The following is a 14,565-nucleotide window of genomic DNA, read 5'->3' as shown; positions in this document are numbered from 1 at the left end:
ATAATCCGATGAAAATCACCAAGGTCAGAACTCGCGTCTTCGAATGGAAAGGCCACACCGTCCCCCCCACTGCCCACTTCTGCTCCAACGCCATGGACGAGCTGTGGGACAAGGGCGACTCGATGGGCACCTTCCGCTTCCACGGCTGGACGGTGGTGGAAATCGAGACCGACAACGGGCTGGTGGGGCTTGGCAACGTGGCACTCGCCCCGCGCATCGCCAAGGCGATCATCGATCAGTACCTCGCGCCGCTGATCATCGGCCAGGACCCCTTCGACTACGAATACCTGTGGCAGCGCATGTACCGCTCCACCCACGCCTGGGGCCGCAAGGGCATCGGCATGGCCGCCATTTCCGGCGTGGATATCGCCATCTGGGACATCATGGGCAAGGCGGTCGGCAAGCCGGTCTTCAAGCTGCTGGGTGGACGCACCAAGGACAAGATCCCCTGCTACGCCTCCAAGCTCTACCGCACGGACCTCAAGGGCATGCAGGAAGAGGCCCAGTCCTATCTGGATCAAGGCTTCACCGCCATGAAGATGCGCTTCGGCTATGGCCCGCGTGACGGCGTCGAGGGCGTGCGTGCCAACCTGGATAGCGTCGCCGCCGTGCGCGAAGTCATCGGCGAGGATGTCGACCTGATGCTCGAATGCTACATGGGCTGGAACCTGGACTACGCCAAGCGCATGTTGCCGAAGCTCGAGCGCTTCCAGCCGCGCTGGCTGGAAGAGCCGGTGATCGCCGATGACATCGATGGTTACGCCGAACTCAATCAGCTGACCAGCATCCCCATCTCCGGCGGTGAGCACGAATTCACCCATTACGGCTTCCGCCAGCTGCTGGAAAAGCGCGCCGTCTCCGTCATCCAGTACGACACCAACCGGGTCGGTGGCATCACCGCGGCGCGCAAGATCAACGCTCTGGCCGAATCCTTCAGCGTGCCGGTCATCCCGCATGCCGGCCAGATGCACAACTACCACCTCACCATGGCCTCACTGGCCTCCCCGATGAGTGAGTACTTCCCGGTGCATGACGTCGAGATCGGCAACGAGCTCTTCTACTACATCTTCAAGGGCGACCCGGAGCCGGTGAACGGCTTCATCGACCTCGACGAAGAGACCCCGGGGCTGGGCCTTGAGCTGAACAGCGACTACTTCGATCAGTTCAACATCATCGAGTGAGGAAGCCATCATGAGACTCGTCCAACTTCGCACCGCCAACGGCCCACGGGTCGCCGTGGTCGAAAGCCGCGACCAGCTGCGCCTGCTCGACTTCCCGGGCGGCACCTATGAGCTGGCCTCTCGCGCCATCGAGCTGGGCATCGGGCTCAGCGCGCTGATCGAGCAGCACTACTCCCACACCCTGGTCGACTACAAGCAGGCCATCGATCGCCGCGAACTGCTGCCGCCGGTCACCCACCCGGATCGCGCGCGCTGCACCGTCACCGGTACCGGCCTGACCCATCTGGGCAGCGCCGATACCCGCGACGCCATGCATGCCGCCGCTCAGGCGCAGGATGACGCAAGTCTTACCGACTCGATGCGCATGTTCCGCCTGGGGCTCGAGGGCGGCAAGCCCGCCGAGGGGCAGGTCGGCGCGCAGCCGGAATGGTTCTACAAGGGTGACGGCAGCATCGTGGTGGCACCGGAAACCGCGATCAGCGTGCCGGCCTTCGCCGAAGACGCCGGCGAAGAGCCCGAGCTGGTCGGCCTGTACTTGAACGATGCCAACGGTCAGCCGCATCGCATCGGCTACGCGGTAGGCAACGAGTTTTCCGACCACATCACCGAGCGCGCCAACTACCTGTGGCTGGCCCACTCCAAGCTGCGCGCCTGCAGCTACGGCCCTGAACTGCTGATCGGCGAACTGCCCCAGCACCTGGAAGGCACCAGCCGCATCACCCGCGACGGCCAGACCCTGTGGGAGAAGCCCTTCCTGACCGGTGAGGCCAACATGGCCCACAGCCTGGCCAACCTGGAACACCACCATTTCAAGTACGCCCAGTTCCGCGCGCCGGGAGATCTGCACGTGCACTTCTTCGGCACGGCCACCCTGAGCTTCGCTGATCAGATCAAGGTGCAGGAAGGCGATCGCTTCGAGATCGAACTGCCCGCCTTCGGGCGTGCACTGCGCAATCCCGTCGCGTTCGAGACCCACGACAACCAAGCGGAGCAGCTATCCGCCATGGCGGTGCTTTAGGGCCAACGATAAACACAACAAGTAGAGAAAGGATCAGGGTCTTGAGAATTCCGCCTTCCTACGGCCCTGATCCCAGCAGTACCAGCACCTCCACCACCACCAGCAACACCGCCTGTACGCATCAGAAGCATCACGACAATAACGAGAAAAGGGCTTCGCCATGACACTCTCGACCCGCCACACCACCGCCTCACTCATCACCGCCGCCCTTGCCAGTCTGGCAATGACAGGACCCGCACACGCCGCCACCTCGCTGACCTTCGCGCATGCACATCCGGTCACCGACTCACAGCACCTGGCCGCCGAACGCTTCGCCGAACGTCTGGCAGAACGCAGTGACGGTGAACTGACCGTCAAGATCTTCCCCAACGGCCAGCTGGGCAATGACCAGGCCATGATCTCAGGCGTGCGCAGCGGCACCATCGATATCGAGCTCTCAGGCAACCCCTACTTCAGCGGGCTGGTCGGCGAGCTGAACGTGCTCGACCTGCCCTTCCTGTTCGACACCCGTGAGCAGGCCTATCAGGTGCTGGATGGCGATATCGGCCAGGAACTGCTGACCGCCATGCAGCCGCAACAGATCGAAGGACTGGCCTTCTGGGAAATCGGCTTTCGCAACCTGACCAACTCGCGACGTGCGGTCGAGAATGCCGATGACGTCAGCGGCCTGACCCTGCGCACCACCCCGAATCCGGCGCATATCGCCGCCTTCCAGGCTCTCGGTGCCAATCCGACCCCGATGCCCTTCGCGGAGCTCTATACCGCGCTGGAAACCCGCACCGTGGATGGCCAGGAGAATCCGGTCAGCCTGATCCGCTCCGCCAATCTGTATTCCGTACAGGAACACCTGTCGCTCACCGCACACGCCTACACCGCCGCCCCCTTGATCATGAACAAGCAGACGTTCGACAGCCTCGCGCCCGAACTGCAGACCCTGATCAAGGAAGAAGCTCAGGAAGCGGCCCGCTATCAGCGCCAGCTCAATCATGACAATGAGCAGGGCGATCTGGCCTTCCTCGAGGAGCAAGGCATGCAGGTCGTGCGTGAGCCTGATACCGCCAGCATGCGTGCCAAGGTCGCCGAGCCGGTACGCGCCGAGTTCACTGCTAAGCACGGCAGCGAGCTGCTGGATCGCATCGACACCGCGCTTGCGCGCTGATCACGCTCGCCTGACTCGCCCATGCAAGGAGGCACGCCATGCTCTCTGACTCACTCCAGGCCCCGGCAGTGCCCGTGTCTCTTGCCGAACTGGGCGAGCAGCGCGCACGTTATCTGACCACCCGCCAGGAGGAAGATCTGCCGATCATCGATGCCCACATGCATGTCTGGGACCCGACGCAGAACTACCACCCCTGGCTGTGTGATGAGCCGATGATCCCCTTCCGCTACGGCGACTACTCCGCGATCCGTCGCCCCTACCTCCCCGCCGAGCATCTCCAGGCGGCGGGCGAGGCGCATCGGTTGCTCGGGTGCGTCTACATGGAGGCGGAATGGGCGCGGGGCGATGCGCTCAAGGAAGTGCGCTGGATCGAGGAGACTGCCCGCGAGAGCGGCTGGCCCGATGCCATGATCGCCCAGGCCTGGCTGGATCAGGATGACATCGGCGAGCAGCTCGAGAGCCTTTGCACATCAAGAAGGGTCAAGGGGATTCGTCACAAGCCGGCCGCACTGGAGCGCCACGATCCGGCGCTTGCCACCCACGCCTTGCCCGGCTCGCTGCGCTGCCCGCGTTATCAGTCCGGCGTCAATGAAGTCGCCCGCCACGGGCTGATCTTCGAGCTGCAGGTGCCCTGGTGGCACCTGGCGGAACTGCTGCCGCTGCTGGAGCACCATCCCGAGATGCCGGTGGTGATCAATCACGCCGGCGTGCCCGGGGATCGTGATCCCGACACCCTGCGGGAATGGTCACATGCCCTCGCCAGGGTCGCCGTCTGGCCGCAGGTGATGATCAAGTTCTCGGGTCTCGGGATTGCGGGTCAGGCCTGGCGTCTGGAAGACAACCGCGAGGTCTTCGACAGCGTGCTGCGTCACTTCGGGGCCCAGCGCGTGATGTTCGCCAGCAACTTCCCGGTCGATGGGCTGGTGACCTCACTCGATACGCTGTTTCAGGGCTTCAAGACACTCAGTCGTTCGCTCAGTCCCGAGCAGCGACTCGCGCTGTTCTGCGACAACGCCGTGCGCTGCTACTCGCTGGACACCAGCGCCCAGTGACCGATCGACACCGCAGCGGACACATCAGCAACGATCTACTCAGCAACGATCGCCATCACCACGATTGCCATAGCAACGATTGCCATAACAACAACTCGCAAGGAATTCGCCATGTCCATCCGCCACGCTCTGCTCAACAAAACGCTGCTCAACAAAGCCCAGTCCAACAAAGCGCTGCTCAACAAAGCCCAGCACACGAGCGTCCTGCTCAAGACGGTCTCCACCCTGGGGCTGATGTTGACCTTCGCGACCACCGCCCACGCCGAGATCACCGCGCGCATGGGCACCAGCCTGCCGGAGGCGCATCCCCAGACACTGGGCGCCAAGAAGTTTGCGGAGCTCGTCGAGGAGAAGTCGGATGGTGAGATCACCATCACGGTGTTCTCCAACGGCATTCTGGGCAATGACGTCAACATGACCTCGATGCTGCAGTCCGGGACCCTGGACTTCACCGCACCCTCCACTGCCACTCTGAGCAGCCTCAATCCTGACTTCAACATCGTCAGCCTGCCCTTCCAGTTCGATGACAGTGAACACGCCGATGCGGTGCTCGATGGCGAGGCCGGCCGTGCCCTGCTCATAAGCCTCGATGACAAGCAGCTGGTGGCACTCGAGTACTGGGAGAACGGCTTCCGTCACATGACCAACAGCCGCCGTCCCATCGAGACGCTCGAGGACATCGAGGGCCTCAAGATTCGTACCATGCAGAACGCCCTCTACATCGACCTCTTCAATGGACTGGGTGCCAACGCCGTGCCCATGTCGGTCAATGAACTGTTCACCGCCATGGAAACCCGCACGGTGGATGGTCAGGAAAATCCCTACACCGTGATCGACGCCAAGCGCTTCTTCGAAGTCCAGAAATACCTCTCGCGCACCGCGCATGCCTATGACGCCCAGGTGCTGGTCGCCTCGGCAGGCTTCATGCAGTCACTCGATGACGCCCAACGCCAGCTGGTCCGCGAGGCCGCTCGTGAAACCACGCTGTATCAGCGTGAGCAGAGCCGCGCCATGAACGAGGAACTGCTGAGCGAGCTGCAGGACAAGATGACCGTCAACGTGGTGGCGGACAGTGAACGTCAGCGCATGCGTGAGGCACTGGCACCGGTGATCCAGCAGCACACCCAGGCGCTGGACCCGGCGGTGGTGACGCAATTCCAGGCAGCGCTGGCCGACGCCCGTTAGTCAACACAACCAGTCCCGGCGACCAGTCTGAGCAACCAGTCCCGGTGACCAGTTCCGGTGACCAGTCTCAGAAAACGACCCGCGGCAGTGCTGCCACGACTCGCCACTGCGTCGCACTGTCGCGCCGTCATCGAGATGCTTCCTTCGGGGATAACACCATGAACAAACTGACCCAAGAGATGCCGTTATCCATGTCGATCAAACCGCCCATCGCGCCATCCTCCGAGTCACGGGGAAGCCACGCCACCCCGCTGGCGGCAGCGGCGCCTACCCGCACTGCCGCCGGCATCACGACGATCTTCAAGGGACTGGAGAAGGCCCTCACCCTGCTGATGGTACTGGCACTGGTGGCGATGATCTCGCTGGTCTTCGTCAATGTCGTGCTGCGCTACGGCTTCAACAGCGGCATCTCGATCAGCGTCGAGCTGTCCCGCTTCCTGTTCGTCTGGGTCACCTTCATGGGCGCCGTGACGGCATTGATCCGTCAGGAGCACCTGAGCGTCAACACCTTCGCCGACAAGCTGCCGGCGGCATGTCGCAGGGTGCTGGATCGCATTGTCACCCTGGTGATGCTCGGCTGCTGCCTGATGCTGCTCAAGGGCAGCTTCGATCAGACGGTGCTCAACTGGCGCAATCTCTCTCCCATCAGCGGCATTCCCGTCGGCGTCTTCTATCTCGCCGGCCTGATGGCAGGCGTATTGATGTCGCTGATCCTGCTATGGCGACTGCTGACGCCCCTTGCCCTGCATGGCATCACGCCACCGAATGCCGCCAGCCCCTCATCTGATCAGCAAGGAGACACGCCATGACCATCGGGCTCTTCCTCGGCTCCCTGCTGGCCGCCATCGGTCTGAGCCTCCCCATCGCCTTTGCCCTGCTGGTCAGTGCCATCGTGCTGATGCTGCACCTGGATCTGTTCAACTCGCAGATCCTGGCCCAGAACCTCGTCAACGGCGCCGACAGCTACACCCTGCTGGCCATCCCCTTCTTCCTGACCGCCGGGGAAGTGATGTCGCGTGGCGGGCTCTCCCAGCGCATCGTCACGCTGGCGATGTCGCTGGTGGGTCACCGCAAGGGCGGACTGGGTTTCGTGGCCATCTTCGCCGCCATCGTCATGGCCAGTCTGTCCGGCTCCGCGGTCGCGGATACCGCCGCGCTTGCCAGCATGCTGCTGCCGATGATGCGCAAGGCGGGCTATCCGCTGGGCCGCTCCTCCGGCCTGATGGCCGCCGGCGGGATCATCGCGCCGATCATCCCGCCCTCGATTCCGCTGATCATCATCGGGGTCGCCGGTGGCATCTCGATCGGCAAGCTGTTCCTCGCCGGGATCGTGCCGGGGCTGATCATGGGCGTGACCCTGGTGGTGATGTGGCTGTTCATGACCCGCAAGGAAGATCTGGTCGTCACGAAGAAGGCCAGCGGGCGTGAGCGCCTCAAGGCACTCAAGGACAGCTTCTGGGCCATCATGCTGCCGGTCATCATCATCGGCGGCATCAAGAGCGGCATCTTCACCCCGACCGAAGCCGGCGTGGTCGCCGCGGTCTACGCCATCTTCGTCGCCACCGTGGTCTACCGCGAACTGGACTTGGGCCAGCTCTACGCCGTCCTCGCCCAGGCCGCGCGCAGCACCGCCATCGTGATGTTCCTGGTGGCCGCCGCGATGGTCGCCTCCTGGCTGATCAGCATCGCCCAGCTGCCGCTGATGGTCGCCGGTCTGCTGCAGCCGCTGGCCGATGATCCGCGCATCCTGATGCTCGCCATCATGGGCATCGTGCTGGTGGTCGGCATGGTGATGGACCTGACGCCGACCATTCTGGTGCTCACGCCGATCCTGATGCCCATCGTCAAGCTGGCCGGTATCGATCCCGTCTACTTCGGGATCATGTTCGTCCTCAACTGCGCCATCGGCCTGATCACCCCGCCGGTCGGCAACGTGCTCAACGTGATCACCAGCGTCGGCAACCTCAAGTTCGAGAAGGCGGTCAGTGGCGTCGCGCCCTTCGCCCTCGCCTATGTGGTGATCCTGCTGCTGTTCGTGGCCTTCCCGCAGATCATCACCGTGCCCCTGTACTGGATGACCGACTGACCCGCAGTTCTGCAGGTCGCCAGCGCCACTCACGACAACCGAGCCATTCACGACAACAGCGCCACTCACGACAACAACGACAAGAGAGCCTTTCCATGACGCCAATGCTCAAGACCTCCCTCGCCAGTCTGCTTCTCCTTGCGCCAATGAGCGCCGCGCATGCAGCCACCGTGCTCAAGCTGGCGCACGCGGCCCCGACCACCGATACCCAGCAACAGGCGGCCGAGCGCTTCGCCGAGCTGGTCAAGGAAGGCACGGATGGCGAGATCACCGTCAACATCTTCGGCAACGGCGTCCTCGGCGGTGACCAGCAGATGATCGCCGGCGTACGCAGCGGCACCATCGATATCGAGCTGTCCGGCAACCCCAACTTCGCGGGCCTGCAGCCGGCGCTGGGCGCCTTCGATCTGCCCTACATCTTCCCGGACCGCAAGACGGCCTATCAGGTGCTGGACGGCAAGGTCGGCGACGATGCCCTGGCACTGCTCAAGCAGGACAACCTCAAGGGCCTGGCCTTCTGGGAGGTCGGCTTTCGCGCGATGACCAACTCCAAGCACCCGATCAAGACACCCGCCGATGTCGATGGCCTGGTGATGCGCACCAACTCCAACAAGTCACTGATCGAGGCCTTCTCCCTGCTCGGCGCGAACCCGGTACCGATGCCGCTGGGTGAGCTCTACACCGCGATGGAGACGGGCACGGTCGATGCGCAGGACCACCCGATCAGCATCGTCTGGTCGGCAGGCTTCTACGAAGTGCAGGACTACCTGTCGCTGACCAATCAGGCCTATACCTCGCTGTTGATGGTGATGAACGACGACACCTTCGAGAGCCTGTCACCGGAGTATCAGCAGGTGCTGGTGAGCGCAGCACGCGAGGCGGGTGATTATCAGCGCGAACTGAACGCGAAGAACGAGCAGAAGATTCTCACTGAACTGGCCGCCAAGGGCATGAAGATCGAGACCGACGTCGATACCGCCGCCTTCCAGCAGGTCGTGCTGCCCACCTGGGACAGCTATATCGCCGCCAATGGACGTGACTGGATCGATGCCATCCAGGGCGCCAGCCATGCCAGTGCCGATGTCGCGACCAACGCCCAGCCGCAAGGCACGCAGAAGACCACGGCCGCCGTGACTCAGTAACGCACAAGCGCTTTTTCGTTTTCCCTATCTGTCACTCCAGCGAGGGCACAGGCCCTTGATAACCAGAGCCTGATATCCAGGCCCTGACAAACAGGCCCTGACAAACAGGCCCTGACAAACAGGCCCTCGCTGATTGGAGAAATGTCATGTCCCGAGATGTTCTGCTGCTCAACCAGAAATGCGCGCACACCCTGAGCCTTTACGACGCCACCAGCGGCGAGGAGCTCAACCATCTGCGCCTGCCGGATTACCCGCATGAGTTCGTGGTGGATTCCACTGGCCGCTATGCCTTCGTGGGCCACTACGGCATCCTCGGCGCCGACTGCATCGGCGATCAGGGCGGCTGCTCGGTGTTCGTGGTCGATCTCGAGACCTTCACGCTGGTCAACACGCTCAGCACCTGGCCGTACTACCGCATCCATGGGCTGGGCATCGATGAGCAGGATCGTCTGTATGCGATGAGCGAGGGCCACAACACCCTCTTGCTGTTCAACACGCCCCTGACCCAGACCACGCCAGACCTGGCCGTGTCCTCCGGGGGCTACAAGACTCACCTGTTCGCGCTCACCAAGGCAGGCGACTGGGCCTACGGCATCAACCTGCTCAGCAACACCATCACCAAGTTCAAGCCGCACGATGCCACCTTCGCGCCTATCGCAATGATTCCGGGCCGCAAGCCGGAGGGCAACAGCCTGTCCGCCGATGGCCGCACCCTGTTCATCAGCAATCGCGATGACGACAGCATCGTGGCGGTGGATACCGAATCGATGACCGTGCGCGCCTCGGCGACCACGGGACGTGACCCCAATCGCATCTACCGTGACCCCAGGGGCCGCCTGATCACCACCAACTACGGCGAAAGCTCGCTATCGCTGTTCGATGAAACGCTGGCGCCGCTGGGCACCATCCAGCTTGAGGCGATTCCCATCGCGATGAGCTTCCATCCGGATGGCGAGCAGGCCTTCGTCTCGCTCAAGGGTGATCGCATCGCGGTGCTGGATCTGGAGAGCGGCCAGTTACGCCGAAGCTTCGCGACGCGCGCCGAGCCAGACGTGTCTTGCCTGCTGGTGCGTGACCACTGAGTCAGTGGGCACTTGATACTTCTTGCCAGGACACGAGCCAGTCATGACGGATACCCCAATACAGCGCGAACCTTCACAAAGCCAGCCGCTGATCGATGCGCACCACCATCTCTGGGCGCTGGATGGCCAGGTGGCGTATCCCTGGCTGGAAGACTCGCCGGTGGAGAACTTCTTTCTCGGCGATTACGCCGCGATCCGCCAGCCCTTTCAGGTCGCGGATCTCAAGCGTCTGGTGCCTGAGGGCTTCGAACTGGTAGGCAGCGTGCATTGCGAAGCCGAAGCGTCACGCCCACAGGCTGAGAAAGAGACGCGATGGATTACCGAGCAAGCAGCCATTTATGGCCTGCCGAGTGCGCATGTCGGCTGGGCGGCCTTTGGTACTCCTGCGTGCGCCGCACAGCTGGACGCGCAATGTGACTCAGCGCTGTTTCGTGGCGTGCGTGCCAAGCCGGTCACCGCCGCCACACCTCAGACCCGCCAGTCGGTAACGGGAACCAGCGGCAGTCTGCAGGACCCACGCTGGTGCGAGGGACTGGCGCTGCTCAAAGCGCGTGACCTGAGCTGGGACCTGCGCGTGCCCGCCTGGCATCTCGAAGAGGCGGCCACGACGCTTCAGGACTACCCCGGCTTGCGCGTCATTCTCAATCACAGCGGCCTGCCGTGGGATCGCACGCCGGAAGGCCTCGCCCAGTGGCGCGCAGGCATGCGGGCGCTTTCTGAGAACCCGAATGTCGCCGTCAAGCTCTCGGAGCTGGGCACGCCCCGGCATGCCTGGGATACCAGCGCCAATCACGAGCTGCTCTGCGAGGTACTGGACATCTTCGGCCCCCGTCGTTGCCTGTTCGCCAGCAACTTCCCGGTCTCCGGCCTCAAGGTCAGCTATGGCGACTGGCTATCGCTGGTGACCGGCGCCATCGCGCAGACGGCGTCTCACGACCACCGCCAGATCGCGTTCGACCAGGTTCTGCACGACAACGCCATTCACTGGTATCGGCTGCCGATTGCCGCTATCACCCACGATGCCAGACCCACCCAACATGCCAGACAGGAGGCGCCATGACACTCAACGGCCATCAGCTCATCGGACAGCGCAGCTTTGCCGCCAAGGGCGAGGCGATCCACGCCATCAATCCGGCCACCGGAGAGCGCCTGGCGCCCGGCTACCCGGGGGCCAATGCAGGGGATGTGGAAGACGCCTGCCGACTGGCCGGCCAGGCCTTTGATGCCTATCGCGCCACGACGCCCGAAGAAAGAGCCCTCTTCCTCGAGACCATCGCCGAGGAGATCGAGGCACTCGGCGAGACCCTGACCCAGCGTGGAATGCAGGAAACCGGCCTGCCTGAAGCACGCCTGAACGGTGAACGCGGTCGCACCTGCGGCCAGCTCAAGCTGTTCGCCAGGGTGCTGCGTCGCGGTGAGTGGCAGGATGTGCGCGTCGATCCTGCACTGCCGGAGCGCACTCCCCTGCCGCGGGCAGACCTTCGCCAGCGTCAGATCCCGCTTGGCCCGGTGGCCGTCTTCGGTGCCAGCAACTTCCCATTGGCCTTCTCGGTGGCCGGCGGCGATACCGCCTCCGCACTGGCCGCAGGCTGTCCGGTCGTGGTCAAGGGACACTCGGCCCACCCGGGCACCTCGGAACTGGTCGGTCAGGCCGTCGCTCGCGCCGCCAGGCGTTGTCAGATGCCAGAAGGCGTCTTCTCGTTGCTGTTCGGACCCGGCAATGAGGTCGGTCAGGCACTGGTCAAGCATCCCGAGATCCAGGCGGTCGGCTTTACCGGCTCGCGCAGTGGGGGCACCGCCCTGCTGACGCTCGCCCAATCGCGTCCGCAGCCGATTCCAGTCTACGCCGAGATGAGCAGCATCAATCCGGTCATCCTGATGCCGGCTGCCCTGGAAGCCCGCGCCGAATTGCTGGGTGAGGCCTTCGTCGGCTCGCTCAACATGGGCGCCGGGCAGTTCTGCACCAACCCGGGCCTGGTGCTGGCAGTGAAAGGCGCAGCGCTGGAACGCTTCAAGCAGGCGGCCATCCCTGCCATTCAGGCAAGCCCCGTGCAGACCATGCTGACACCCGGCATCCACAAGGCCTATGCCCAAGGCGTCGCGAGCCTGTCCGAACAGCCAGGCATCACCTGTCTGGCCAGCGGTGAAAGCGACTCCCCCATCGCCAGCCCGTGTCAGACACAGCTGTTCAGCACCCAGGCGAGTGACTTTCTTGCCAATGAGGCCATGCAGGCGGAAGTCTTCGGCTCAAGTTCGCTGATCGTCGAATGCGTGGATCTCGCTCAGCTCAAGCAGGTCTGCAGTGCGCTGGAAGGCCAGCTGACCGCCACGCTGCATCTCGATGAGGCAGATCACACCGCGGCCTGCCACTTGCTACCAGTGCTGGAGCGTCGTGCAGGCCGCATCCTCGTCAATGGCTGGCCGACAGGGGTCGAAGTCTGTGACGCCATGGTGCACGGCGGCCCCTGGCCCGCCACCTCCGACAGCCGCACCACCTCGGTCGGCACCGCCGCCATTCACCGCTTCCTGCGTCCGGTCTGCTATCAGGACCTGCCGGATGCCCTGCTTCCGCCGGAGCTCAAGCACGATGCGCCCTCCGACATCAGCCGACTGGTGGATGGGATGCGGGAGGGGTGACCAATGACGACTAAGTGCTAGCCCTCACAAGTAGCGCCATATTACGTTTCTCGTAGACTGCCAATCCCCAAACCGGCTATAGGCCCAGTCCTTACTGAGGAGCTGGGCCTAACACGTAACTGAACAATACGCTGCAACAAGATAGATCATTTTCTGATAGCAAAGACAATACCGAATCTTCCTAATAGTCGATATCATGTATACTATCCATGCACACACTCACACGAAAGTAGTCAATCATGCAGTCCTATACTCTATGCCCCTCCCATGAGGGACCAACCTCTCCAAGCTGGTTAAAACTGCTTGGTGTTTTATCTTTGCTCATATATGTCACGAGTCAATTCTTATGGCCTGACCTCGCTGAGAAAGCTCAGACGCTACTCGCAGCTATAGGACTTATAGCTTTTTGTATTTATGGTAAAAATTTACGAAGAACACCACTCCTGTTACTTACCTTATTCATATGCATTCAATTATTATCTTGGAGCCTTGGCTTATGGCAATATCCACAATGGGCTATTGATAACCCTAGGATTAAGGATTTAGCCAAGCTATTTATTTTTATCTGTATAGCCTGGTGGTTAGGAGGTAGTACCAAAAACACACTAATCATCTGGGGATTGGCAGCACTATTTTTCTTAATTGCTACTTTCATAGCGCCTACCGGGGATGGTTGGCTTACAGGACTGAGCGGCCAGAGAGTTGGTTTTGGAATACGTAACCAACAACATGCCTCAATGTTATTTGGTGTAACACTCTTGGGCTTACTGTGCTTTTCAAAGCGCTTCTGGACGGCTAAAAGCAAGCATATCCTATGGAGAATCATCTGGTGTCTAAGTATTACAATAGTTCTTATCGGTATAGCTGTTGGTCAAACACGCGCAGTATGGATAAGTTTAACTTTAGCCATATTGATAGGGTTTATCATTTTGTCTTTTATAACATTAAAAAGAGGGGTGGTTAAACGTTTCGCCTTTTATTCGGCTGTGACTGCTACAATTACGACACTGATACTCGGCGCTCTATATATGACTTTTGAAGAGACGCTTAATTATCGTCTCAATACTGAAAATAATGTTGTTTCTCAATTGCTAAATGGCGATATTTCTCAAGTTCCTTATACCAGCATCGGAATTCGTATTAACAGCTGGATTGCTGCGAGCGAATGGATATCCGAACGACCTTTGACTGGATGGGGCCCTAAGGGGCGTGACCTAGTAATGTCGGAGACCTCTTGGCTGCCAGATTGGGTACTTATGCAATATGGACACTTACATAACTATTTTCTAGAAACTTGGGTCGAATATGGCTTAATTGGGCTAGTCGCAATGTGCCTTTTAACTATATGGATTGGGCGAGCAACCTGGCTAGCTTGGCAGAGAGACGAATTACCCAATGACATGGCCATCTTTGGAATAATATTCTTTTTTTACTGGATAACGATCAATCAATTTGAATCATATAATTCATTTCCATCAGGACAATTTGTGCACAATCTAGTAGTAGGAGGCTTAATCACTCATTACTGGAAAAGCAAAAAATCATTAACAACAAAGCAATGTTAGAAACCATGTACAAGTATTGTTTTCGATTTTAAGAAACAAAATAATATTGGTATTACACCGATATTGACACAATATGACGCTTAACTTACGACAAAAAATTAATTCAAATAAGGGGCAAGAATCACTCTTGCCCCTGTTCCCTCACTCGAAGAATTGGGCTTTATAAAAGCTAACCCCATTATTATCTTTGTCTGACAACTGTGGCGTATCGCCATTCACCAGCGGCCATTCGATCCCGACGCTGGCGTCATTCCATTTCAGTGAGTACTCATCCCCCGGAGCATAATAATCCGTGCACTTGTACTGGAATTCTGCTGTTTCGCTGATGACATAGAAGCCATGGGCGAATCCCGGCGGTACCCACAGCATCTGCTGGTTGTCTTCGCTCAGATGGGCGCCGACCCACTGGCCGAACGTCGGGCTGCTCTTGCGCATGTCCACGGCCACATCGAAGACTT

The 14,565-nt window shown here is 60.7% G+C and carries 13 protein-coding genes; 12 read left to right on the top strand and 1 reads right to left on the bottom strand.

Features of this window, described 5'->3' with window-relative positions:
• Positions 1-8 precede the first annotated feature (8 nt).
• From HXS66_RS16985 to HXS66_RS16930, 12 genes are all read left to right on the top strand, one after another.
• On the top strand, positions 9-1,181 hold the full coding sequence (locus tag HXS66_RS16985; protein WP_077373800.1) for an L-rhamnonate dehydratase: 1,173 nt from the start codon (positions 9-11) through the stop codon (positions 1,179-1,181).
• 10 nt (positions 1,182-1,191) lie between these two features.
• Positions 1,192-2,199: an AraD1 family protein gene (gene araD1 / locus HXS66_RS16980; RefSeq protein WP_176504141.1), complete on the top strand. Its 1,008-nt coding sequence runs from the start codon at positions 1,192-1,194 to the stop codon at positions 2,197-2,199.
• 160 nt (positions 2,200-2,359) lie between these two features.
• Positions 2,360-3,358, top strand: a complete 999-nt coding sequence (locus HXS66_RS16975; RefSeq protein ID WP_176504140.1) for a TRAP transporter substrate-binding protein — start codon at positions 2,360-2,362, stop codon at positions 3,356-3,358.
• Between the two features lie 38 nt (positions 3,359-3,396).
• The gene (locus tag HXS66_RS16970; RefSeq protein ID WP_176504139.1) at positions 3,397-4,410 is read left to right on the top strand and encodes an amidohydrolase; all 1,014 of its coding nucleotides are present in this window, start codon (positions 3,397-3,399) and stop codon (positions 4,408-4,410) included.
• A gap of 111 nt (positions 4,411-4,521) precedes the next feature.
• Positions 4,522-5,595 carry a TRAP transporter substrate-binding protein gene (locus tag HXS66_RS16965; protein WP_176504138.1) on the top strand — a complete coding sequence of 358 codons (1,074 nt, stop codon included), beginning with the start codon at positions 4,522-4,524 and terminating at the stop codon, positions 5,593-5,595.
• 158 nt (positions 5,596-5,753) lie between these two features.
• Positions 5,754-6,404, top strand: a complete 651-nt coding sequence (locus tag HXS66_RS16960; RefSeq protein WP_218015200.1) for a TRAP transporter small permease — start codon at positions 5,754-5,756, stop codon at positions 6,402-6,404.
• Entirely contained in the window at positions 6,401-7,681 is a 1,281-nt protein-coding gene (locus tag HXS66_RS16955) for a TRAP transporter large permease subunit (protein ID WP_176504137.1), read from the top strand. The genes HXS66_RS16960 and HXS66_RS16955 overlap by 4 nt, the downstream gene beginning before the upstream one ends.
• 95 nt (positions 7,682-7,776) lie before the next feature.
• Positions 7,777-8,823: a TRAP transporter substrate-binding protein gene (locus tag HXS66_RS16950; RefSeq protein WP_176504136.1), complete on the top strand. Its 1,047-nt coding sequence runs from the start codon at positions 7,777-7,779 to the stop codon at positions 8,821-8,823.
• Between the two features lie 146 nt (positions 8,824-8,969).
• A complete protein-coding gene (locus HXS66_RS16945; RefSeq protein WP_176504135.1) occupies positions 8,970-9,905 on the top strand; it encodes a YncE family protein in 936 nt (311 codons plus the stop codon).
• A gap of 43 nt (positions 9,906-9,948) precedes the next feature.
• Positions 9,949-10,965 (top strand): amidohydrolase, encoded by a 1,017-nt coding sequence (locus HXS66_RS16940; RefSeq protein WP_176504134.1) that lies wholly within the window; start codon positions 9,949-9,951, stop codon positions 10,963-10,965.
• A complete protein-coding gene (locus tag HXS66_RS16935) occupies positions 10,962-12,542 on the top strand; it encodes an aldehyde dehydrogenase (NADP(+)) (RefSeq protein WP_176504133.1) in 1,581 nt (526 codons plus the stop codon). Before HXS66_RS16940 ends, HXS66_RS16935 begins: the two co-directional genes overlap by 4 nt.
• A gap of 239 nt (positions 12,543-12,781) precedes the next feature.
• Positions 12,782-14,107, top strand: coding sequence for an O-antigen ligase (locus HXS66_RS16930; RefSeq protein ID WP_176504132.1), 1,326 nt, complete (start codon positions 12,782-12,784; stop codon positions 14,105-14,107).
• A 141-nt stretch (positions 14,108-14,248) separates the two neighbouring features.
• Here the strand turns inward: HXS66_RS16930 and HXS66_RS16925 are convergent.
• Positions 14,249-14,565, bottom strand: a 317-nt coding sequence (locus HXS66_RS16925) for a dTDP-4-dehydrorhamnose 3,5-epimerase family protein (protein ID WP_176504131.1), incomplete at its 5' end; no start/stop codon positions are given.

This window comes from Cobetia sp. 5-11-6-3 (assembly GCF_013374055.1).
GTDB classification, from domain to species: Bacteria; Pseudomonadota; Gammaproteobacteria; order Pseudomonadales; family Halomonadaceae; genus Cobetia; species Cobetia marina.
This window is presented reverse-complemented; position numbering and strand designations above follow the sequence as displayed.